The following is a 23,750-nucleotide window of genomic DNA, read 5'->3' on the forward strand; positions in this document are numbered from 1 at the left end:
ATACTCGGTGGCTTCGCGCCTTCCTCCGAGGCAAAGTACGCCTCTCTGTCAGGAGCTCCATCCCCCCCCTATTCTGAACGAGCCGCTTCCGCTTTTCTTTATGTCCAGCTCTGCCTCCTAGCTCCTTCTGTCTAAGAACCTTCCCCACGAGAAGATAAAATGCATCTTCTGTGGGAAAGAACCTTAGCCTTCGGGACTAAACAGTCGGCTCCGCTTTTCTTCATTACATTTTTTCTGGTGCAGATACTCCTACGATTGCTAATGCATTTTGAAGCGTAGTGCGTACTGCTTTCATTAACTCGTAACGAGCTTTACTTAATTCTAAGTTATCTTGGTTTAATACTTTTTCTGCATTGTAGAAGCTGTGTAATGCTGCTGCTAATTCAAATGCATAGCTTGTAATGCGGTGTGGCAGACGTTTTTGTGCTGCATCCGCAACTACAGCTGGGAATTCACCAAGCTTTTTCAGTAACTCTACTTCTTTCTCAGAAGTAACAAGTTTGTAATTCACGTCTCCATCTGCAGCTAATCCTAACTCTTCACCTTGACGAAGGATACTGCATACACGAGCATGAGCATATTGTGCATAGTATACTGGGTTTTCATTAGATTTTGATACAGCTAAGTCCATATCGAAGTCCAAATGAGAATCACCACTACGCATTGCGAAGAAGTATCGCATTGCGTCCACGCCTACTTCTTCCATAAGCTCACGAAGTGTAACTGCTTTACCTGTACGCTTACTCATTTTCATTTTTTCACCATTTTGGTATAGTTGTACCATTTGGATGATTTCTACTTCAAGTGTTTCTTTATCGTAACCTAGCGCTTGAATAGCAGCTTTCATACGAGGAATGTAACCGTGGTGGTCAGCACCCCAAATGTTGATTAGCTTATCGAAACCACGCTCTAATTTATCGCGATGGTAAGCAATATCTGGCGTTAAGTATGTGTAAGAACCGTCATTTTTAATTAATACACGGTTTTTGTCATCACCGTAAGTCATTGAACGGAACCAAGTTGCTCCGCCTTCTTCAAAGATTTCGTCACGCTCTTTTAATACAGTAAGTGCAGCATCGATTTTTCCGTTTTTGTATAATGATGTTTCTGAGAACCATACATCAAATTTAACACGGAAGCTCTCTAAGTCTTTTTGAAGTTTTGCTAACTCATATTTCAAACCGTATGAACGGTAGAATTCATAGCTTTCTTCAGCATCAGCTTTTGCGTAACGATCGCCAAACTCTTCAGCTAAACGTTTACCGATTCCAATGATATCCGCACCATGGTAACCGTCTTCTGGCATTTCTTTATCTAAACCTAAAGCTTGCATGTAACGAGCTTCAACAGAAAGAGCTAAATTATGAATTTGGTTACCGGCATCATTAATGTAGTACTCACGAGATACATCGTATCCTGCTTTTGCTAATACGTTACATAAAGTGTCACCCACTGCCGCACCACGTGCATGTCCTAAGTGAAGGTCACCTGTTGGATTCGCAGATACGAACTCAACTTGTACTTTTTCACCTTTACCAGTGTTCGTTTCACCGTAAGCTTCACCAGCGTTTACGATTGTTGGAATTAAATCTGTTAAGTAGCTATTATCCATATAGAAGTTAATAAAACCAGGACCAGCGATTTCGATTTTTTCAATAGAAGCTTTTGCTTTATCGAAGTTTGCAACTAGTTCTTCTGCAATCATACGAGGTGCTTTTTTCGCAACGCGTGCAAGTTGCATTGCCATGTTTGTAGAGAAGTCACCATTTGTTTTATCTTTTGGAGATTCTAATACAACGTTTGGAATCTGTTCTTCTGTCGCTAATTCTGCCTTTAATACAGCAGCTTGAATTTCTTCTTTAATCAATCCTTTTACCTGTTCTAAGGAATTCATTATTTTGCCTCCTTCAAATTAATTGTAATTGTATATCTGCCAGCTTCTTGTTCACTTAGAAGCAATGCGTACGTTAAGAAGAGTTGTCCTTTTTTCTTTTCATCCGACCATTTAAAAAGAACGTTATCAGTTTTCGTTTGCAGTGCAAACGTACCAAGTTCACTCGTATACGTACCCGTTGTCCATTCACCTTTCACATGCGTCTGACGCATAGAAATAGCACCTGAACGCATAATGAGAACTTGTTCATCTTGAATTTTAATAATTGTTTTCACTTCGCCTTGTTCGTTCGGCTCCTGGAATGTTACATATGTACCTTGACCTTTTACATAGTATTGACCATTTTCTTCAAAAGCAACGGTTTCCTTCCTCGCCCCTTCACGGATTTCTGTTACGAAATGAACGTGTACCGGCAAGCCTGCAAGTTGTTTCTTCACGTCTTGCACACCTTTCAAATGTTATAGATATTAAATACTACTTATAATAAATCACTTTTCCTATCATATCAAAAAAAGACGCTGTCTGTCTGCTGAAAAATCAGGAAAACTCCATTTCAAAAAATAATTCCCTCCTACTTTATTTCATATGATAAAATATTTTTTAAATCTAAATATTCTTTTAATTATAGAGGTGAATTCAATGATACCAACAAAGTTAAAAAAGGGTGATGAAATACGCGTGATTTCACCATCCTGTAGTTTAAGTATTGTTTCAAATGAAAATAGAAAACTTGCTATAAAAAGATTAACTGACATGGGCTTTCAAGTGACATTCTCAAAATATGCCGATGAGATAGATCGATTTGCTTCCTCTTCTATTTCTTCCCGCGTCCAAGACCTCCATGAAGCATTTAGAGACCCTAATGTAAAAGCTATTTTAACTACACTTGGCGGATACAACTCGAATGGTTTATTGAAATATCTCGATTTTGATTTAATTCGTGAAAACCCAAAATTTTTCTGTGGTTATTCTGATATTACTGCCTTAAATAATGCAATTTACGCAAAAACGGGTCTCGTTACATATTCAGGTCCCCACTTCTCTTCATTTGGAATGGAAAAAGGACTCCATTACACGGCTGATTACTTTTTACAATGCTTAACCGCTAATGAGCCTATTGAAATCATTCCGGCGGAAACGTGGAGCGATGATTCTTGGTATATGGATCAGGAAAATCGAGAATTTATTAAAAATGAAGGGTATGTTCCAATTCAAAAGGGGGAAGCGACAGGAGAAATTATCGGTGGCAATATGAGCACACTTAATTTACTACAAGGCACACCATATATGCCAAACTTAAAGGGCAAAATTTTATTCCTTGAAGAAGACAGTTTAACAGGAAAATCGACACTTAAAACTTTTGATCGCTATCTACATTCCCTTATGCAGCAACCTAATTTTGAACATATAACAGGTATTGTAATAGGAAGAATGCAAAAAGAAGCAGAATGTACGATAGCGGACATTCAAGAAATGATTGCTTCAAAACCTGAACTTGCACATATTCCTATTATTGCAAACGCAAGTTTCGGGCATACAACCCCGATTTTCACTTTCCCAATTGGTGGACGTGCAAAAATTATTTCTAACAAAGAAAAGACATCTATCACTATTTTAGCGTACTAAAAAAGGAGCGAATGAGTCGCTCCTTTTATGGTTTTTCTATTTTTTGCAACGCTTTTTGCGGGATTGACTCTTTCGTTATTTCAGCCCATCCTTTTCCTTGCATACCTTTTGCATAAATTTTTATAAAAGCACCTGCATGCAATTCACGATTTACCATTCTTTTAATAATTTGTTGATTTCCGTCCTCTGTATACCCTTTAAATGTATACAAATACTCACCGTCTTTTTTCTCACCTTTATCTACGACCGCATAATAATCTTGTATTTCTTTATTTGAAAAGAAGTTGTCTACAAAAGCATGTACACCTTCTGTTTTTGTATTCAAATAATACGCTGTTCCCCCTAGAATAATGGCGAATACAGCTAAAACTTTAATGACCAATTTCATACATGCGCCTCCTGTTTTACACTTCTTTCTCACTAATGTTATGTCTATACCTGTATTATACGGAAAAGGGTATACTATACTCTATCGAAAAGTCTTACACAATCCTTACATTATTGTAAGGGATTTTTTCTTACAGCAAGTTCCCAAGAAAAAATTTTTCCGTTTCATACACTTTTATATTATTATTGAATGATACGAATTTTTATTACAAAAATCAAAGGAGACAGTTTTCAAATGGCTATCTTGCAAGGTTTAGCACTATTACTTGTTGTACTTTGTCTATTTACACTTTTCAGTTACCGTGCGCCTTACGGAATGAAGGCGATGGGTGCTTTAGCTAATGCAGCAATCGCAAGTTTTCTTATTGAAGCATTTCACCGTTATATAGGTGGAGAAATGTTTCACAATGACTTTTTACAATCAGTAGGAGAAGCTTCTGGTAGTATGAGCGGTGTTGCAGCAGCGATTTTAGTCGCATTAGCAATCGGTGTTTCCCCCGTATACGCTGTTTTAATTGGTATCGCTACTAGTGGATTCGGTATTTTACCAGGATTTTTCGCTGGATACGTTTGTGCCTTCGTCGTGAAATTTCTCGAAAAGAAATTACCAGCTGGTGTGGAATTTTTAGCAATCCTATTTATCGCTGCACCAATCTCACGTGGAATGGCAATGCTTATGGATCCGCTCGTTAACGCAACACTTGGTAAAATCGGTTCTATGATTTCAGTTGCAACTACAGAGAGTCCTATCATTATGGGTATTATGCTTGGTGGATTAATAACAGTTATTTCTACCTCTCCACTGAGTTCTATGGCACTAACTGCAATGCTTGGATTAACAGGTTTACCAATGGCAATTGGTAGTCTTGCCGTAGCAGCTTCAGCCCCGATGAACTTTATTTTCTTTAAACGATTAAAAATTTGTTCAAAGAAAGATACAATTGCTGTAGCAATCGAGCCTTTAACACAAGCCGATGTTGTCTCAGCAAATCCAATTCCAATTTATATGACAAATTTCGTTGGCGGTGCACTTGCCGGTATTATTACATCGCTATTCCAGCTTGTTAATAATGCACCAGGAACAGCATCACCAATTCCAGGTCTTCTCGTCCTATTCGGATTTAATGACGTTATAAAAGTAACGATTGCTGCTGTACTATGTGGAATCGTTACCACTATTATCGGATACATCGGATCTATTGTGTTCCGCAAATATCCGATCCGCTCTGCTGATGAAATTCGCGGCGTTAATTCGGAAGAGAAAGTTGCATAAGAAAAAGAGTTATTCTCACCTTTTGAGAATAACTCTTTTTTTCATGTCTTGCCATGGTAAATAAGATTATATCGACGATTTTTTTATATATCGACTTACCGACACATTCTGAGCGAGCCGCTTCCGCTTTTATTTCTATCCAGTTACGCCTCCTAGACCCTTGCGTCTAAGAACCTTCCCTGCTAAAAGGTAAAAAGCACCTTTTGCAGGGAAGAACCTTATTCACCGGGTCTAAACAGTCGGCTTCACTTTTACTTCACCCAACCGAGCAGCATTTCCCGCACGAATTTGCTTGCTGCGACTGGTGTTTGATCACTATGGTCGTAGACCGGAGCTACTTCTACTAAGTCTGCTCCAACTACATTTATATTTGAATTTGCAATTGCTACGATGGAATCTAATAATTCTTTAGATGTAATACCGCCAGCTTCTAACGTTCCTGTTCCTGGAGCGTGAGCTGGGTCTAATACATCAATGTCGATTGTGACATAGACTGGGCGTCCAGCAAGTTTCGGTAATACTTCTTTTAATGGTTCTAATACGTCAAATTTATATAAGTTCATACCTACTTCTTTCGCCCATTCAAATTCTTCCTTCATTCCAGAACGAATTCCGAAAGAATATACGTTTTCCGGACCAATTAAATCACACACTTTACGAATTGGTGTAGAGTGGGATAAAGGCTCCCCTTCATACGATTCACGTAAATCAGTATGAGCATCCATGTGGATGATTGCTAAATCCGGATATTTTTTTGCCATTGCCTTAAAAATTGGCCAAGACACTAGGTGCTCACCGCCGAGACCTAGTGGAAACTTATCGGCATCTAAAAGTTTTGATACATATTCTTCAATCATGTCTAAACTGCGTTGTGCGTTTCCGAATGGTAATGGGATATCACCCGCATCAAAATATTTTACCTCTTCTAATTCACGATCTAAATATGGGCTATATTCTTCAAGACCGATTGATACTTCACGAATACGTGCAGGACCAAAGCGAGAACCTGGACGGTAACTTACTGTCCAATCCATAGGCATCCCGTAAATAACTACCTTTGACTCTTCAAAACTTGGATGACTTTTAATAAATACTTTACCTGAATAAGCTTCATCAAAACGCATATTCTTTTCCTCCTTATGTGGAACTTAAGGTATCCCAACCTTTCATTATTTCTCAAATTTGGAGCGAACTGCTCCTCTTTCTCGATTTACCGGTGTCTTCTTTTTTAACAATAAGAAGACGATTTTCTTTACAGGAGTGTAAGTAGCTAGCATGTTCAAGTCTTCTGGACAAACACCTTAAATGAGCTACCTACACTTTATTTGTTCAAACTCGATTTCTTACTTAATTAAATCGCCAACAAATTTCGGTAATGCGAATGCTGCATTGTGTAATTCTTTTGTGTAGTATTTCGTTTCGATTTCGTGGAAACGCTCTTCACTTACTTCTAATGGATCATGTTTTTTAGATCCAATTGTGAACGTCCAAAGACCACTTGGGTAAGTTGGGATGTTCGCTGTGTATAAACGAGTAATTGGGAAAATCTCTTTTACGTCTTTAAACACAGTTGTAATTAGTTCTGGTGTGAACCAAGGGTTGTCCGTTTGTGCAACGAAAATACCATCTTCTTTTAACGCTTTAGAGATTCCAGCGTAGAAACCTTTCGTAAATAAGTTTACTGCTGGGCCTACTGGCTCAGTAGAATCTACCATAATTACGTCGTATTCATTTTCGCTTTCTGCGATGTGTAGGAAACCGTCTCCTACTTTTACTTCTACACGCTCATTATCTAATGCGCCTGCAATTGATGGTAAGTATTGTTTAGAGTACTCAATTACTTTTCCATCGATTTCAACAAGAGTTGCTTTCTTTACACTTGGGTGTTTTAACACTTCGCGAATAACACCGCCATCGCCGCCGCCAACAACTAATACGTTTTCAGGGTTTGGATGTGTAAATAAAGGTACGTGCGCTACCATTTCGTGATAAACGAACTCGTCCTTTTCTGTTGTCATAACCATGCCGTCTAAAATAAGCATGTTTCCGAACTCTTCCGTTTCAACCATATCAAGTTTCTGGAATTCTGTTTGCTCCGTATGTAATGTGCGGTTAATACGCGCCGTAATCCCAAAATGTTTTGTTTGTTTTTCAGTGAACCATAGTTCCATCGTACAATCACGCCTTTCAATGCAAATTTATAATAGGGACATCATTAATGTCCCCTAACAAAAATAAAACAAAACATCCAAAATGTATAGTTAAAAGTACAAAAATACCGAAAATATATTTTAGTCAGAGGGTTCTAACATATGTGTATAAAGAAAACCCTTTCTTAAGAAAGGGTTTTCGTCTCTAGTTCTACTGGTTTACGAATTGGAATTAAGATCATAATACAACCAACTAACACAACAATTCCCCCAACTAAAAATGGGCTTTGTGGTGAAACTGTGTGCCCGATAACTCCTGATAAAATTGGAGCAATCGCACCACCTAACCAACGAACAAAGTTATAAACACCTGACGTAACAGATCTTTCATAAGGTGAAATATCCATTACATAACTTGTATATAATGCATTGTTTAAGCCAGATGCCAATCCTGATAAAACGATAAGAGTAATTTGTAACCACATAATTTTCACAAAGAATAGTGCAATTAAGAAAATCGCAAATACGAGTAAACTCCCCTTCAATAATGTTTTTGGTTCATATTTCCCTTCTAGCTTATGTGCTAAAATTGCAGAACCGTAAGCTAACGCCAGTCCCCATCCGCAAAATACAAAGCCTAATTGAATAGCTGATAAATGCATAATAAGTGGTGAATATGCTAACACAACAAAAAATCCGTAGTAGTATAGCATCCCTGAAATAGCACCTTGCATAAATGGTTTATACTTCACCAAGTTAAGTAATTCCCCTACGCCAGCAGCCTTACGCTTCACCTTTCGCTCTGGTTCTTTTACAAAAAAGAATACTAAAATAAATGCTAAGAAAATTAAAATACTCGTCGCGAAAAACGGATAACGCCAAGAATGTCCACCTAGTATTCCACCCAATAACGGCCCCCCAGCCATACCTAAGCCGATAGCTGCTTCGTATAATCCTACTGCTTCATGAACTTCTTTACTTAATGCTATTAACAGTGTCATTGCTGTCGCAAAAAACATCGCATTTCCTAATCCCCATCCAGCACGGAAAAGAGATAATTGAGCAATCGTTTGCGATATACCGCATATAAACGCAAATACAGTCACAATCGCAAGACCGATTGTCATCATTCGTTTATCACCAAATCTCGATGCAAATATACCAGCTGGTAACATCATGATTGCCATCGTTAAAATATAAGCGGTAAATAACATTTCAACTTGCCAATGCGTTGCACCAATTTTCTCAGCAATAATCGGCAAGATTGGGTCAACTACCCCTATACCCGAAAAGGCAAGAAAGGTAGCTACCACTGTAATCAATCTCCCTAGTTTTTGTTTGCTCTCCATTTTGATTACTCTCCTTTTGTGCTCTCTAAAAATATTACTGCACGATGTAAACTATCTTCGAGTTCTGCCTTTACACGTTGCATTTGCTCCATTTTTTCGTCTAACGTTTGCACTTGTTTTTCAAGCATATCTTTAATTTCTTGAATCACTTCACGATCACGAGGGTTCTCGCTATTTCTTCTTTGCTCCATTCTTTCTTTTAGTGATAAGAAATGTTGCATTTCTTGAAGTGTGATTCCTAGCACTTCTTTCGCTTCTACAATTCTTTTAATTCTGGCAATATCCTCATCCGTATACAGACGAATATTCCCCTCACTACGTTCTGGGGGATGAATTAAACCAATTTCCTCATAATAACGAAGTGTACGTTTTGTTAAACCGACTTGCTTTGTTACTTCATCAATTTTATACATGTTTATTCCTCCCTTCACTCAATTATTACATTTTACGTTAACGTTAACTTTTCTGCAACTGTTAGACTTTTGTAAATGTTTGTCATATTCAATTGTATTTTCCCTAAAGCAGTTTCATAATGAAAGAAAAGAGATAATAAGGAGATTTTCATATGAGTAAACCACTTATTTTTGCTCACCGCGGAGTAAAAGGAACACATCCCGAAAATACGATGATTGCCTTCCAAGAAGCTGAACGCATTGGCGCTCACGGAATTGAACTCGATGTCCACCTATCAAAAGATGGTGAACTTGTCGTAATTCACGATGAAACCGTCGATCGTACAACAAATGGCGTTGGACTTGTTTCTGAAAAAACGGTAGAGGAATTACAATCATTGGACGCTGGTAGCCATAAAGCCCCTTCTTTCCAAGAAGCAAAAATTCCAACGTTGCGCGAGGTTTTCATTTGGCTTTCCACAACGAACTTACAACTAAATATCGAATTAAAAACAGATGTTATTCATTACCCAAATATTGAGGAAAAAGTTGTTGCACTTGTGCGTGAATATCATCTTTCAAATCAAATTGTATTTTCATCATTTAACCATGACTCTGTTTCATTATTAGCAGAAATTGCTCCTGAAATTCCAAGAGCAATTTTATATGATACACCGATTGCTGATCCAATTGCCGAAGCAAAACATAGAGAAGCAAGTGGATTACATCCAAACTTCCAGCTATTAACGAAAGAATTTGTGCAGTTAGCACAAGAGCAAGGATATGTTTTCCGTCCATATACAATTAACGAATACAAAGATTTACAAACTATGATTGATTATGGTGTAGATGTCATCATTACCGATTGGCCAGCACGTGCCTTTGAGCTCCTTTCTTAATGGAAGGGGCTTTTTTATTTTCGAAATTTCATTGTTTAAAATAAACGAAAACCCTCAATACTAATACAATAACGCTTGTATTAATGAGGGGCTGAAAAAAGATGGATCAAACTATGAATCCAAAACTTAAAAAATATAAACGTCTTTTCTTCACCGCAATGTTTTCTTGCGTCCTTTTCTTCGTTTTTTCTTTTTTTGTTATTATTATAGTTGCAAAAATTATGGGACCTCCTCCTGTTGCGGTCCCGCAAACAAGCGTCTTTTACGCAAACGATGATACCGTTATTGGACAAAGTAACGAAATTCAAAAACGTTACAATGTCTCTCTTAATGAAATTTCACCTTATGTAAAAGAAGCGACCCTTTCTATTGAAGATCAAAGATTTTATAAACATCACGGCTTCGATTTAAAACGGATTGCAGGTGCAATTGTTGCTGATTTAAAAGCAATGGCAAAGGTACAAGGAGCTAGTACAATTACACAACAATACGCGCGTAATCTGTATTTAGATCATGATAAAACGTGGAAACGGAAATTATTAGAGGCAATGTACACTGTCCGCCTTGAAGTAAACTATAATAAAAATCATATTTTAGAAGGATATTTAAATACAATTTATTACGGACATGGCGCTTATGGCATCGAAGCTGCGTCCCGTCTATATTTCGATAAAACAGCAAAAGAGTTAACATTAGCAGAAGCTAGTATGCTCGCAGGTATCCCAAAAGGACCAAGTGTCTATTCTCCCTTTTTGAAAGAGGATCGTGCTAAAGGACGACAAGCCCTCATATTAGATGAAATGGTAGAACAAGGATATATTACGAAGCAACAAGCAGCCTTAGCGAAGAAAGAGCCACTAACTTTTGCCTCATTAGATACGAAAAAAGTAGCAGAGGTCGCACCATATTTCCAAGATGCTGTACAAGCTTCACTTCTTCGTGATGTTGGATTAGACGAACAAGCTTTACAACGAGGTGGCTTGCGAATTTATACAACGCTAGACCCTAAACTACAAGCTGTAGCAGAACAAGCTGTAAAAGATCATATACCTGACACAACAAACATACAAACTGCTCTCGTCTCTATGAATCCAACGACAGGTGAAGTGGCTGCTCTTGTTGGCGGAACTGATTATACTACGAGTCAATTTAACAGGGCTACACAAGCCATCCGTCAGCCTGGTTCTACATTTAAGCCATTTCTATATTATGCGGCATTAGAACGAGGATTCACACCTGCTACGCGCTTAAAAAGCGAATATACTGTATTCACCTTAGGTGACGGTGTTTCAAAGTATAAACCGAAGAACTATAAAGATTATTATGCCGATGATTTCGTAACGATGGCACAAGCTCTCGCAGTCTCTGATAACATATATGCTGTGAAAACGAATTTATTTTTAGGAGATGACGCGCTTGCAAAAACAGCGAAACAATTTGGAATTACAAGTGCATTAAAAGATGTGCCTTCTCTAGCTCTCGGTACATCACCAGTAAAACCAATTGAAATGGTCAACGCTTATAGCATGTTCGCAAACGGTGGAAAAGAAGTAAAACCTACTTTCATTCGCCGCATTATGGATCATGAAGGAAATATATTATACGATGCTCATTTAGAGAGTAAACAAGTTCTCGACAAGAGCAAAGCGTTTGTAATGGAAGAAATGATGACTGGTATGTTTAATAAGAAACTAAGCAGTTATGCTGCTGTAACTGGCCAATCGATGTTATCAAAATTATCAAGAACATATGCCGGAAAATCTGGTTCTACTGAAACGGATAGTTGGATGATCGGATTTACTCCGCAAATCGTAACTGGTGTATGGGTCGGATACGATCAACCTAAATCTATTTCAAACGTAGCAGAACAAGGATATGCGAAGAAAATATGGACTGATACGATGGAGAAAGGCTTAGATGGACAGCCAAAAAAAGAATTTAAACAACCAGGTGACGTCGTAGCGGTTAATATCAACCCAGAGAACGGTAAAATTGCTACAAAAAATTGTCCTATTTCTGTGAAAATGTACTTCGCTAAAGGTACCGAACCGACTGAATATTGTATGGATCACGTCGATGATAAAGAAGAATTTGAAAAAACGACTGAAGAAAAGAAAAAAACAAGTTGGTGGAAAAAATATCTTCCTTGGTAAAAAAAATAGCTGACGGGCATCCGTCAGCTATTTTTTATTCACTTAATAATGCACGGCGCAATTCTTCACCAGATTCGTTCCAAATCGCTTCATTATGTTCTTTCAAGAACGTACCAAGTACTTTTTTAGATGATTCATCCATATGGTCAACCATAATGTGACGCTTCATTGATTTATCCATTTTGTTTACGTGTTCTGGAAGTGATTTATATCCGCGGCGAATCTCACGGTCAACTGTCATTTCACAAGCTGTTACACCTGCGTAATACGCACCTGTCGCAGTTCTTTCAATCGTTACCCAAACAAGCCAAAATGGTTTTCCGTTTGGAACTTCATCTTTATTTGTTAAAAACTTAATACCTTTTTCTACTGTACTACGCGCATGCATCGCACCGATATCAACGAATGCAGTCTTCTCTAGTACATCAACAAATACAGGTGAAATGTTTTCTAAGCTTAATGCCCCAACACCAAATCCACCATGTCCATCTGTTGAATCATTTTTCACGATATTAAAACCGATTTTTTTCTTTTTCTCTGTCATATGTAAAATCCTCCTCACTTAAAAATTATAAAAGGCCAAAAATAGGCGCAATGATGCTATCTAAAAATACAAATACATGCGGAATAACTACCTGAAAAATAGGTTGAATTGTGTAATTACTAAGCGGTGTAATAACGAGAATTAATAACGCAATTGCCCCGTATTTTTCATACTGTGTCATTTTCGCGCGAATATTTGCTGGTGCTAAATCTTCCACTACGCGATACCCATCAAGTGGTGGGATCGGTAATAAGTTAAATACAAGTAAAACGATATTCAGCATAATAAAAATCTGGAAAAATTGAGCTAACGTATCTGCTACTGCAGATGGAATTGAGTATAATACACCAAATTTTAATAAGCTATACCAAATAATTAAACCAATTGCACTTAAAATTAAGTTACTAATCGGCCCTGCAATTGAAACTAATATGCCTGCAAGACGCGGTCTTTTAAAGTTATATGGGTTAACAGGAACCGGTCTTGCCCAACCGAATCCAAGAATTAATACTGCAATCAAACCGATAGGGTCTAAATGAGCCATCGGTGATAACGTTAAACGCCCTTGTCTCTTTGCTGTATCGTCCCCAAATTTATATGCAACATATGCATGTGCAAATTCATGAACGGATAATGCAATAATAATCGCCATTGCTACCAACGGAATTTCGTGCAATGGATATCTAAATAACTGATCCATACTTCATCTCCTCTTCCATATGTCAAAAAAAGAAATTATTTGTTTTTTCGATTGTTCTTCCCCATAATCCGCTATAATAAGAGTGTAACTTACATAAAAGGAGCGATTGTACATGCCATACGTAACAGTGAAAATGCTAGAAGGACGCACAGAAGAACAAAAGAAAGCTCTTGCTGAGAAAGTAACAGCAGCAGTAAGCGAAACAACTGGTGCTCCTGAAGAAAACATCGTTGTTTTCATCGAAGAAATGTCTAAAAACCATTATGCAGTTGGCGGAAAACGCTTAAGCGACAAATAATTTCAAGTTTTTTCATAAGAAGTAGCCATTAGCTGCTTCTTATTTCTTTCCTTCTAACAACTCAATAATTCTCTCTTTATATTTTCCTTTTCTTCCATCTTCATAGATTAAATCATGTGGATAGAATAACTTTTGATCCGTTCTTTTCTTACCTGTAATCGCCTCAACAATATCCGATTCACGTGAAAGCTCTCTAAGCTCTCCGTTTGGCATAAGAAGCAGGATTGGCAGACGCTCTTCTTCTTCTCCTGCACGATAAAAGTCATACGGTAAGTCCGATGTTGAATCAACTACTAAATAATACTCCGGATCAAGTCCAATCTTTTTAAATAAACTACTTAACTCCATCCAATTATCTAAACCGTGTTTATCTGTAAACTCTACATATTTAAATAGATTTCGATTCATAAAACGGCGACATAAATCGCTTAAAATTGGATCTTCTTCTTCCTGCCATACTTGGAAGTAGTAATACATAACGTTCTCGTCTAACTTTAAATAATCCTCTACTGTTACTTCTTCTTCAAATAAAGAATAGAAATGAACAGGATGATTTTTAAATGTGTAATACTTCTCGTGCAGTGATTTCGCACGGTGTAAAATCTTCGTTAAAATAACTTCTGCACTTCGCGTTACCGGATGGAAATATACTTGCCAATACATTTGATAACGACTCATAATGTAATGCTCAACAGCATGCATACCACTATTTTTAATGACTACTTGATTCCCATACGGACGCATTACACGCAGTATACGTTCCATATCGAAGTTTCCGTACTTTACGCCTGTAAAATAAGCATCTCTTAATAAATAATCCATACGATCCGCATCAATTTGACTCGAAATCATACTAATCGCTAATTTATTAGTAGACGTTTTTGCAATTACATCTGCTACCTTTTGTGGAAACTCCTTATCAACACGACTTAATACATCATTAATCTCCGTATTGCCAACGATAATCTTTTGCGTAAATTTCTCATGATCTAATGAAAATACTTTTTCAAACGAGTGAGAAAATGGGCCGTGGCCGACATCATGAAGTAATGCCGCACATAAACATAACAATCTATCTTCAGCATTCCAATTTGGTCTGCCATCAAACACATCATCAATCATACGACGAATAATTTCGTATACACCTAACGAATGAGTAAAGCGACTATGCTCTGCACCGTGAAATGTAAAAAATGTCGTTCCAAGCTGCTTAATACGGCGCAAGCGTTGAAATTCTTTCGTTCCGATTAAATCCCAAATAACACGATCACGCACGTGCACATATTTATGTACTGGGTCTTTAAACACTTTTGTTTCGCTGAGTTTGTCGTTTAAATATACCACTTTCCGACATCCCCCTTTCTTTACTACATTCTTACTTTATATTATAAACGAAATGAGAAACAGAAAGAAATGAAAGACTGTATTAATTCCCTTTATAAAAAGAAAAAATCACCTTTACCGAAGTAAAAGTGATTTCCTTTATACATTATTTACCTAAAACGAATTCAGCAACTTCGTCTAAGATCATATCTTTCCCTAGTGGGAAGTAACCTTTGTTTAAGTCTTCATTTTTAATTGTAAATACGTGGTTGTTTTTAACAGCGTTCATGTTTTTCCAAATTGATTCTTCTTGGAATTCTTTTAAGCGCTGAGAACCGTCACCAGTTGTAAATACGAATAAGTAATCTGGGTTGTAATCGATTAAAGCTTCTTTTTGTACTTGTACTAACGGTTTATCAGTTGGTGTACCTTTAACTGCTGGTAGTTTTAAATCATTAAAGATTACGCTACCGTAACCGTAGTCACCGTATACGCGGAAAGCATTTGGATATGCAGCCATTTTCATAAATGTTGCTTCACCAGTTTTAGCGACGATTTTGTCATGTAATTTGCTTGCTTTTTCATCATACTTTTTGAACCATTCTTTTGTTTCTTTTTCTTTACCGAAGATTTGACCTACTTCTTGGAATTTTGGACGCCATTGATCTAATGGAGTGTTTAACATAACTGTTGGTGCAATTTTAGATAATTGATCATAAATCTTTTCTTGACGATTATTTACAAGAATTAAATCTGGTTTTGCAGCAGCTACTGCTTCGATGTTAATTTTATCGCCCCAAGCAGAACCAACTGGTTTAACGTCTTTTAGTTTCTTTTCAATATGTGCATCAATTTTTTCTTGAGATGTATTAGCAGTAATAACCGGTTTCATACCGAAAATTAATAATTCTTCTGTTGAACCACTAAGGTCAGCAATTTTCTTTGGATTTGCAGGAATTTTAATTTCCCCTTTTGCATGTTTTACAGTGCGCTCTTCAGTCTTTGCATCTGCTTTCTTTTCTTCTTCTTTGTTAGAACAAGCTGCAAATAGTACAGAAGTCACAACTAGTACCATTGCTAATAGTGCCATTTTAAAATTCTTCATGTTCCCACTCCTTCTAGCTGTATTTATCTTATAAGTTACAATGAACTATAAGAAACAAATATAACAATTAATTTATATATATTTATTAATTGTTGTTAATAACCCATTCTAACGGGCGTTCAACTTCCCATCCTTATATAAGAAGCTCAACGTCCATTAGAAGTCCCCCCTCTTCACGAGGGGGTTCTACTTATGCTTTTTTACGCAATTGATTACTAATCATCGCTAAATCATATGTTAAACAAATTGGCTTACAGTTTACTGGACAAGGAACGATTTGAGCTTCAATCTCAAATACACTGCGAAGTGTTTCACTTGTCATAACTTCATCTGGCGTTCCTTGTTTCATTAACTTACCTGCTTTTAATGCAATCATATGATCTGAGAAACGAGAAGCGTGGTTTAAGTCATGGATAACCATAACAATCGTTCTACCTTCTTCTTCATTTAATTTTTTCAATAAGTTTAATACTTCTAATTGATGAGCCATATCTAAGTACGTTGTTGGTTCATCCAATACAAGTAATTCTGTTCCTTGTGCAAGGGCCATCGCAATCCATACACGTTGACGTTGCCCGCCTGATAACGCCTCTGCTGAACGATTTGCGAATTCTGTCATTCCCGTCACTTCAAGTGCCCAATGAATGTAACGATAATCCTCTTCTTTCAACGTTCCAAATCCTTTTTGATGAGGAAAACGTCCATATGAAACAAGTTCAAACACAGTAAGGCCAGTTGGCACTTCTGCAGTCTGTGGTAAAATCGCCATTTTCTTTGCGATTTCTTTTGTTGGTTGTTTCTCGATTGCTTTTCCGTCAAGATAAACAGTACCTTTTTTCGCCTTCAAAATACGAGAAGCCGTTTTTAATAATGTGGACTTCCCACAACCATTTGGTCCAATAATTGTTGTAATTTTCCCTTCCGGAATTTCAACTGTTAATCCATCAATAATTAACCCTTCATTATAGCCAACAGATACCGCATCAACTGCTAAAGTTGCCATACAAAAAGCCTCCCTTTATTTTGTCCTCATAAGTAAGTATATGAAATATGGTGCACCAATTACAGAAATAACAAGACCGACCGGTATTTCTGAAGTTGTTAACACGCTTCTTGAAATTACGTCTGCGAATAAGAGTAAAAACGTCCCTATTAGTGCAGCAGTAGGCAGCATAATTTGATGTTTACCACCAACAAGGCGCCTCGCTAAATGCGGAGCCATTAAACCGATAAAACCAATTCCTCCGGCAACAGCGACAGATGCACCAGCTAAGCAAACTGCAATAAATAATAATTTACGTCTTTCCTTTTCTACATTTAAACCAAGACCAACTGCTGTAGAATCGCCTAGGTTCATTACATTTAATATGTGCGCCTTACTAATAGCAAGTGGCAAGAAAATAACCATCCATGGAAGTACACTTAGCACGAACTTCCAATCTGTGCCCCATAGACTTCCTGCTAACCAAATCGTAGCAAAACGAAAATCGTTAGATGTCATCTTCATAGAAAAAATTAAACTAACAGCACCAAACCCGGCTGCAACAGCGATACCAACTAGTATTAATCTCGTTGATGAAACGCCGTCTTTCCATGCTAGTAAATAAATAATAACCGCCGCTAATATTGCACCAACCAACGCGAAGAATGGAAGGATAAATACAGATAAAAATGTACCAGTCCCAACTTTTCCAAAGAAAAAGTAGACGAATATAACAACTGTTAATCCCGCTCCAGCGTTAATACCGATAATACCTGGATCAGCAAGTGGATTTCGTGATAATCCTTGCAAAATCGCACCTGACATCGCTAAAGCAGATCCGACTAGTATAGCAATCACCATACGCGGCATGCGGAATTCAAATAAAATAACAGACTGATCTTCAGCCCCTATTCCAACCAATGACTTTAATACGTCCATTGGCGGTATTTTAAAAGTTCCTGTATTTAAACTAATAAGAAATATAGAAACGATTAGTCCTACTAAAATCGTTAATATAGAAATGTTCTTTTTTGTTAAGACACTCGTCCTCACATCTTTCCTCTCCCTTCATTACGTGCTAAGTAGAGGAAGAATGGAACCCCAATTAGCGCTGTAATTGCTCCAATTGGCGTTTCAAATGGCGGGTTAATAACGCGAGATAACATATCTGCACATTCAATTAACAGCCCGCCTAAGACCGCAGAACATGGAATAACCCATCTATAGTCCGAGCCTACAAGGAAACGAGTCATATGCGGGATTACAAGACCAACAAATCCAACTGATCCTGCCATGGAAACTGCGGAACCCGTTAAAACAAGAACAAGTACTGTTCCGATAAATTTAATTAATGTCGTATTTTGACCAAGTCCAATCGCAATTTCTTCACCGAAGCTCAAAATTGTAATATATCTCGACATCATAATTGCGATAAAAAGACAAACAAGGCCAATTGGCACTAACATATTAATACTTTGCCATTTCACTCCAGCAACTCCGCCTGCATTCCACATGCTCACCTCTTGAGCAAGATTAAAATACAATGCAATTCCAGATGAAATTGCCCCTAATAAAGCACTAATAGCTGCACCTGCTAAAGCTAATTTCACAGGTGTTAATCCACCTGGTGAAGAAGACCCAATTCCATATACAATGCTTGCACCAAACGCAGCTCCAATAAAAGATGCAATAACAAACATCAAATAAGGTGAATTAGGAAAAAATGCATACATAATTGCAATTCCAAATACTGCACCATCTGTAATCCCCATTAACGATGGTGAAGCAAGTGGATTTCGCGTCATGCCTTGCATAATTGCTCCTGATACCGCTAAAAAGGCACCTGCAACTACGCCCCCTATTGCTCTAGGCATGCGAAGCTCTTGAATTACGTTATGATGTGTAATAGATCCATCAAACTGAAATACAGCTTGCCATACAGTCTTTAAACTAATATCTGCAGCCCCAAAAGAAATAGAAACTGCCATGCTTAAAGCTAACAAAACTGTACCCGCTACTAAAATAATAGAAGCAATGAGCGGTCTGCTCTTAATCTCTTTAACATTCTCTTCTTGCTGTTCTATACTGCTTGCGCTCGCTTCCATCCCTCAACCATCCTAACCAACAACATATATTTATTAAAATGAAATTTATTCTCAAATAGTAATAAAAAAATTAGGTGAATTGTTATTTTCCTGATAATGATTCTCAGAATCAGACACTTCTATTCTACCTATCGCTTTAAAAGACTGTCAACCATTATTTTGAAATACAAATTTATATAAATTAGAACTTTAATACAAAAGTTATATCCATCCTTTAGAAAACGTTCGTCCACACAAGAGCACTTTCGCAGAATAAATCGTTCCTCTTATGGGCATAAAAAAGAAGAGTAATCTTTTCACTCTTCTTTTTCTTACTTATTTAACTTTGCTTCAATTTTTACGATTAACTCATCTTCTGTTGGAGCCGCAACTGGACGGTTATTTACAAATGCGAATGATTTTTTACGACCAGGACCACAGTAAGACTGACATCCAACTTCAATCGTTGCACATGAATCTACTTTTTTTAACTTCGGAACTAACGTTTTAACGTTCGTTGCCTGACAGTCATCGCACACGCGAAATTCGTTTCCCATTATATAACACTTCCTCTATTTTAAACTTTTCTCAAGTACATTTAAAAATAAACACTAAATGGTATTTTACCGTTCTTTGAAGCTCGTTGCAAGTTTCCCTACAGGGCCTATTCTCTACATAATGCTACATATTTATATGCTCTCCTACAGAAGCGCTCACCATTCATGGGAAAATTTTTACCTTTCATCGAAATCTACCATATTTTTAAAGGCTTTGTATAAAAGTTTATTTTTTTGCCCATTATAAAAATAGGAAGTTCATAAAAAGAAAGGGAGTTGAATCTATGAAAGTAAGACAAGATGCTTGGACAGATGAGGATGATTTATTACTTGCTGAAACGGTACTTCGTCATGTTCGAGAAGGAAGTACGCAATTAAATGCATTTGAGGAAGTAGGGGATCAGTTAAATCGTACATCCGCTGCTTGTGGTTTCCGCTGGAATGCTGTCGTTCGCTATAGCTATGAACAAGCTCTTCAACTAGCAAAAAAACATCGTAAAGATAAAATGCGCGCTGCAAGCGGTGAGCAAGCGAAAAAACGTTTACTTTATACACCACCAGCTTCAGATTCGATAACTGATTATGAAGAATTCGTACAAGAGGAATCAATTGTACAATATAAAGAAGCTATTCCATATCAAGAATCTACCGTTCCTGTTGCAAAAAGCTCTATGACAATGCAAGATGTTATTTATTTCTTACAAACAGTTGGATCCTCAAATATAAAAGTAACAGCTCTTGAAAACGAGAATACGAGATTGAAACAAGAAATTAAAGCACAAATCCTTCGAAATGAAGAACTAGAAAAGAAACTAGAAAAATTAGAAAAGCAATCTCATACTGTACAAGAAGATTACGAAACACTTATGAACATTATGAACCGAGCTCGTAAGTTGGCAGTCATGGATGACGAAGAACGTTCTCAAACATCTTTCCGAATGGATCGAAACGGTAATTTAGAAAAAATTGCAGAATAAAAAGGATGCATATAATGCATCCTTTTTATTCTTTCACATCTAAACTTCCCCTTTATATATGAGAAAACTCTATTCTTCATTTTTTTGCTATAATAGAGATTGTCATTTTAAAGATAAGGGGTTAGTTATATGAGCAATTCCCGTTCCATTTTATCTCAGCCAGAGTGGCGTATTGTAGATCAATCTAGTTTGGGACCAACATTCCATGCATTGCAGTCATTCGCAATGGATGACACACTGTGCACAAGCATTGGAAATGGTCAATCAGCTGCAACAATGCGTTCTTGGGTTCATCACAATACAATTGTTCTTGGCATTCAAGATTCACGCCTACCACACTTAGAAGAAGGCATTTCCTTGTTAAAAAAGAACAACTTCAATGTTATTGTTCGTAATTCTGGCGGGCTTGCAGTCGTGCTTGATGAAGGTGTTTTAAACGTATCACTTTTATTCCAAGAAACAGAAAAAGGTATCGATATTGATCTTGGATACGATACGATGTGGCATTTAATTAAGGAGATGTTAAAGGATTACGACGTTACTATCGAGGCAAAAGAAATTGTAGGTTCTTACTGTCCTGGTAGCTATGACTTAAGTATTCGCGATCAAAAATTCGCTGGCATTTCACAGCGCCGTATTCGCGGGGGTGTCGCTGTCCAAATTTATCTTTGTGCTACAGGAAGTGGCTCTGAGCGTGCCGCACTCGTTCGTGATTTCTATAACCTAGCCATTCAAGGAGAAGAAACACGCTTTACGTATCCTGAAATTGTACCGAGTACGATGGCTTCACTTTCAGAATTACTTGGCGAAACCATTACAGTACAAGATTTAATGATGCGCCTTTTAAAAACATTGCAGCAATTCGCTCCGAAGTTAACACCATCTCAATTAACAATAGATGAAATACCTTTATATGAGACGAATTTACAACGGATTATTGATCGTAACAATAAAGCACTTGGCTTAGAAAAATAAAGACCGTCGCTATTATAGCGACGGTCTTTATTTCAATTCATTATAGAATTAAAGTGCTTGAGCTGCTGTAATTAAAGCTAACTTGTACACTTCTTCTTCGTTACATCCACGAGATAGGTCATTTACAGGCATGTTTAAACCTTGTAAGATTGGTCCTACTGCTTCGAAGTTACCTAAACGTTGAGCGATTTTGTAACCGATATTACCAGCTTCTAAGCTTGGGAATACGAATACGTTAGCATCACCTTTAATTGTAGAACCTGGAGCTTTTTTCTCAGCTACAGATGGTACGAATGCAGCATCGAATTGGAATTCTCCATCTAAAGTTAATTCAGGAGCCATTTCTTTTGCAATGCGAGTTGCTTCTACAACTTTTTCTGTTTCTGGAGATTTCGCAGAACCTTTTGTAGAGAAGCTTAACATAGCAACGCGTGGGTCAATACCGAATAATTCAGCAGTTTTTGCACTCTCGATACCAATTTCAGCTAAATCTTGGCTGTTTGGTGCAATGTTAATTGCGCAATCAGCGAATACATATTTCTCTTCTTCACGTACCATGATGAATACGCCAGAAGTTTTTGTAACGCCTGGTTTTGTTTTAATGATTTGAAGTGCTGGACGAACTGTATCAGCTGTAGAGTGAGCTGCACCACTTACTAAACCGTGTGCTTTGCCCATGTATACAAGCATTGTACCGAAGTAGTTTTCGTCTTTAAGGATTTTGCGAGCGTCTTCTTCAGTTGCTTTACCTTTACGGCGTTCAACGAAAGATGCTACCATTGCATCCATTTCTTCATATGTAGCTGGGTCATAAATATCAACGCCTGCTAATGTTAAATTCATGCTAGCAGCTTTTGCGCTAATTTCTTCCTTATTACCAACTAAGATTGGTTTTACTAACTCTTCTTTTGCTAAACGCTCTGCAGCGCCTAAAATTCTTTCATCAGTTCCTTCAGGAAGTACGATAGAAATGCCTTTTCCTTGAACTTTTTCTTTTACTGTTGTAAATAAGTTGCTCACGAATAAACCCTCCTACATATGTTAAAAAAACTCTATCTTTAAGAATACTGCTTTTCTTCTATATTTTAAACTTATAGCTCCCAAAAAATAGATAAAATGAAAATGATTATATTTTCATAAAATTCAGCCTAAAAATAAATCCCCTTTAATCCTTATCTCCTCCTATTTTCAAGTAAATTTAAATGTGACAATTTTATGCGCCAAAGCTTTATATAGATGATTTTAAAACTATATATGCTATAGTTAACGTGTAAAACTATCATTAACTGAGGTGAATAGAATGAGTGAAGCAACAACAACGTTAGATGGCTGGTATTGTTTACATGATTTACGTTCTATTGATTGGGCTGCATGGAAAACATTATCTAGCGACGAACGCGGACAAGCTGTGTCTGAATTTTTAAATGTCGTTGAAAAATGGAACGAAGTATCTACTGCGAAAAAAGGTAGTCATGCAATGTATACAGTTGTTGGCCAAAAAGCTGATATTATGCTTATGATTTTACGTCCAACAATGGAAGAGTTAAATGAAATTGAGACAGAATTGAATAAAACAACATTAGCTGAATATATGGTTCCTGCATACTCTTACGTATCTGTTGTTGAACTAAGCAACTACCTTCCAGCTGATGAAGATCCATATCAAAACCCACAAATCTTAGCTCGCTTATATCCAGAACTACCAAAAGCAAATCACATTTGCTTCTATCCAATGGATAAGCGTCGCCAAGGTGATGACAACTGGTACATGCTTCCTATGGAAGAGCGTAAAAAAATGATGTACAGTCATAGTAAAATTGGTCGTCAATACGCAGGTAAAGTACGCCAAGTTATTTCAGGGTCAGTTGGATTCGACGATTTTGAGTGGGGCGTAACATTATTCGCTGACGATGTTCTTCAATTTAAAAAACTTATATATGAAATGCGCTTCGATGAAGTAAGTGCTCGTTATGGTGAATTCGGAACATTTTTCGTTGGAAACATTTTACCAGACGACAAGGTAGAGAAATTTTTACACATATAAAATCGTAAAAAAAGGAACGAAATTCGTTCCTTTTTTTA

24 protein-coding genes are annotated in these 23,750 nt (G+C 37.2%); 8 read left to right on the forward strand and 16 right to left on the reverse strand.

Annotated elements, in window-relative coordinates:
• Window positions 1-223: 223 nt before the first annotated feature.
• Window positions 224-1,894: an arginine--tRNA ligase gene (gene argS / locus NZ044_RS26420; protein WP_001086463.1), complete on the reverse strand. Its 1,671-nt coding sequence runs from the start codon at window positions 1,892-1,894 to the stop codon at window positions 224-226.
• Window positions 1,894-2,331, reverse strand: coding sequence for a DUF1934 domain-containing protein (locus NZ044_RS26425; RefSeq protein ID WP_098506365.1), 438 nt, complete (start codon window positions 2,329-2,331; stop codon window positions 1,894-1,896). Before NZ044_RS26425 ends, argS begins: the two co-directional genes overlap by 1 nt.
• 202 nt (window positions 2,332-2,533) lie before the next feature.
• On the opposite strand from NZ044_RS26425, the gene NZ044_RS26430 reads away from it, so the two are divergent.
• Window positions 2,534-3,520 carry a S66 family peptidase gene (locus tag NZ044_RS26430; protein ID WP_000613237.1) on the forward strand — a complete coding sequence of 329 codons (987 nt, stop codon included), beginning with the start codon at window positions 2,534-2,536 and terminating at the stop codon, window positions 3,518-3,520.
• 25 nt (window positions 3,521-3,545) lie between these two features.
• Here NZ044_RS26430 and NZ044_RS26435 read toward each other — a convergent pair whose 3' ends face one another.
• On the reverse strand, window positions 3,546-3,908 hold the full coding sequence (locus NZ044_RS26435) for a YxeA family protein (RefSeq protein WP_000779933.1): 363 nt from the start codon (window positions 3,906-3,908) through the stop codon (window positions 3,546-3,548).
• Window positions 3,909-4,142: 234 nt separating this feature from the next.
• On the opposite strand from NZ044_RS26435, the gene NZ044_RS26440 reads away from it, so the two are divergent.
• Complete coding sequence (locus tag NZ044_RS26440) at window positions 4,143-5,180, forward strand: PTS sugar transporter subunit IIC (protein WP_000996325.1); 1,038 nt, start codon at window positions 4,143-4,145, stop codon at window positions 5,178-5,180.
• A gap of 251 nt (window positions 5,181-5,431) precedes the next feature.
• Here the strand turns inward: NZ044_RS26440 and speB are convergent, their stop codons facing one another.
• From speB to NZ044_RS26460, 4 genes are all read right to left on the reverse strand, one after another.
• Complete coding sequence (gene speB / locus NZ044_RS26445) at window positions 5,432-6,304, reverse strand: agmatinase (RefSeq protein ID WP_001209831.1); 873 nt, start codon at window positions 6,302-6,304, stop codon at window positions 5,432-5,434.
• Window positions 6,305-6,523: 219 nt separating this feature from the next.
• Window positions 6,524-7,351: a polyamine aminopropyltransferase gene (speE, locus tag NZ044_RS26450; RefSeq protein WP_000424696.1), complete on the reverse strand. Its 828-nt coding sequence runs from the start codon at window positions 7,349-7,351 to the stop codon at window positions 6,524-6,526.
• Between the two features lie 164 nt (window positions 7,352-7,515).
• Window positions 7,516-8,679 carry an MFS transporter gene (locus tag NZ044_RS26455; RefSeq protein ID WP_000444236.1) on the reverse strand — a complete coding sequence of 388 codons (1,164 nt, stop codon included), beginning with the start codon at window positions 8,677-8,679 and terminating at the stop codon, window positions 7,516-7,518.
• Between the two features lie 5 nt (window positions 8,680-8,684).
• Entirely contained in the window at window positions 8,685-9,092 is a 408-nt protein-coding gene (locus NZ044_RS26460; RefSeq protein WP_098506362.1) for a MerR family transcriptional regulator, read from the reverse strand.
• 152 nt (window positions 9,093-9,244) lie between these two features.
• Here NZ044_RS26460 and NZ044_RS26465 point away from each other — a divergent pair, with 152 nt between their 5' ends.
• Together NZ044_RS26465 and NZ044_RS26470 are read left to right on the forward strand one after the other, a co-directional pair.
• The gene (locus NZ044_RS26465) at window positions 9,245-9,970 is read left to right on the forward strand and encodes a glycerophosphodiester phosphodiesterase (RefSeq protein WP_000042780.1); all 726 of its coding nucleotides are present in this window, start codon (window positions 9,245-9,247) and stop codon (window positions 9,968-9,970) included.
• Between the two features lie 101 nt (window positions 9,971-10,071).
• Window positions 10,072-12,123 (forward strand): transglycosylase domain-containing protein, encoded by a 2,052-nt coding sequence (locus tag NZ044_RS26470; RefSeq protein ID WP_000372951.1) that lies wholly within the window; start codon window positions 10,072-10,074, stop codon window positions 12,121-12,123.
• A gap of 34 nt (window positions 12,124-12,157) precedes the next feature.
• Here the strand turns inward: NZ044_RS26470 and NZ044_RS26475 are convergent, their stop codons facing one another.
• A complete protein-coding gene (locus NZ044_RS26475) occupies window positions 12,158-12,667 on the reverse strand; it encodes a YwhD family protein (RefSeq protein ID WP_000136681.1) in 510 nt (169 codons plus the stop codon).
• A 25-nt stretch (window positions 12,668-12,692) separates the two neighbouring features.
• Complete coding sequence (locus NZ044_RS26480) at window positions 12,693-13,367, reverse strand: site-2 protease family protein (RefSeq protein WP_000372445.1); 675 nt, start codon at window positions 13,365-13,367, stop codon at window positions 12,693-12,695.
• A 112-nt stretch (window positions 13,368-13,479) separates the two neighbouring features.
• On the opposite strand from NZ044_RS26480, the gene NZ044_RS26485 reads away from it, so the two are divergent.
• Window positions 13,480-13,665: a 2-hydroxymuconate tautomerase gene (locus NZ044_RS26485; RefSeq protein ID WP_001147171.1), complete on the forward strand. Its 186-nt coding sequence runs from the start codon at window positions 13,480-13,482 to the stop codon at window positions 13,663-13,665.
• Window positions 13,666-13,704: 39 nt separating this feature from the next.
• On the opposite strand, the gene NZ044_RS26490 is transcribed toward NZ044_RS26485, so the two are convergent.
• From NZ044_RS26490 to NZ044_RS26515, 6 genes are all read right to left on the reverse strand, one after another.
• Entirely contained in the window at window positions 13,705-15,009 is a 1,305-nt protein-coding gene (locus NZ044_RS26490) for an HD domain-containing protein (protein ID WP_000262742.1), read from the reverse strand.
• Window positions 15,010-15,154: 145 nt separating this feature from the next.
• Entirely contained in the window at window positions 15,155-16,093 is a 939-nt protein-coding gene (locus NZ044_RS26495) for an ABC transporter substrate-binding protein (RefSeq protein WP_000787726.1), read from the reverse strand.
• Window positions 16,094-16,283: 190 nt separating this feature from the next.
• Window positions 16,284-17,096: an ABC transporter ATP-binding protein gene (locus tag NZ044_RS26500; RefSeq protein WP_000212066.1), complete on the reverse strand. Its 813-nt coding sequence runs from the start codon at window positions 17,094-17,096 to the stop codon at window positions 16,284-16,286.
• A gap of 15 nt (window positions 17,097-17,111) precedes the next feature.
• Window positions 17,112-18,128 (reverse strand): FecCD family ABC transporter permease, encoded by a 1,017-nt coding sequence (locus tag NZ044_RS26505; RefSeq protein WP_001260753.1) that lies wholly within the window; start codon window positions 18,126-18,128, stop codon window positions 17,112-17,114.
• A complete protein-coding gene (locus NZ044_RS26510) occupies window positions 18,125-19,180 on the reverse strand; it encodes a FecCD family ABC transporter permease (protein WP_000388296.1) in 1,056 nt (351 codons plus the stop codon). Before NZ044_RS26510 ends, NZ044_RS26505 begins: the two co-directional genes overlap by 4 nt.
• Before the next feature lie 311 nt (window positions 19,181-19,491).
• Complete coding sequence (locus NZ044_RS26515) at window positions 19,492-19,716, reverse strand: DUF1450 domain-containing protein (protein WP_000526079.1); 225 nt, start codon at window positions 19,714-19,716, stop codon at window positions 19,492-19,494.
• Window positions 19,717-20,000: 284 nt separating this feature from the next.
• On the opposite strand from NZ044_RS26515, the gene NZ044_RS26520 reads away from it, so the two are divergent.
• Both NZ044_RS26520 and NZ044_RS26525 read left to right on the forward strand, forming a co-directional pair.
• Complete coding sequence (locus NZ044_RS26520) at window positions 20,001-20,693, forward strand: RsfA family transcriptional regulator (protein WP_000868355.1); 693 nt, start codon at window positions 20,001-20,003, stop codon at window positions 20,691-20,693.
• Window positions 20,694-20,822: 129 nt separating this feature from the next.
• A complete protein-coding gene (locus NZ044_RS26525; protein ID WP_000071959.1) occupies window positions 20,823-21,668 on the forward strand; it encodes a lipoate--protein ligase family protein in 846 nt (281 codons plus the stop codon).
• A 48-nt stretch (window positions 21,669-21,716) separates the two neighbouring features.
• On the opposite strand, the gene pta is transcribed toward NZ044_RS26525, so the two are convergent.
• The gene (gene pta, locus NZ044_RS26530; RefSeq protein WP_000067215.1) at window positions 21,717-22,688 is read right to left on the reverse strand and encodes a phosphate acetyltransferase; all 972 of its coding nucleotides are present in this window, start codon (window positions 22,686-22,688) and stop codon (window positions 21,717-21,719) included.
• 280 nt (window positions 22,689-22,968) lie between these two features.
• On the opposite strand from pta, the gene hemQ reads away from it, so the two are divergent.
• Window positions 22,969-23,712: a hydrogen peroxide-dependent heme synthase gene (hemQ, locus tag NZ044_RS26535; protein WP_001287601.1), complete on the forward strand. Its 744-nt coding sequence runs from the start codon at window positions 22,969-22,971 to the stop codon at window positions 23,710-23,712.
• Window positions 23,713-23,750 lie beyond the last annotated feature (38 nt).

It is taken from the genome of Bacillus sp. FSL K6-1338, from assembly GCF_038006965.1.
GTDB classification, from domain to species: domain Bacteria; phylum Bacillota; class Bacilli; order Bacillales; family Bacillaceae_G; genus Bacillus_A; species Bacillus_A thuringiensis_S.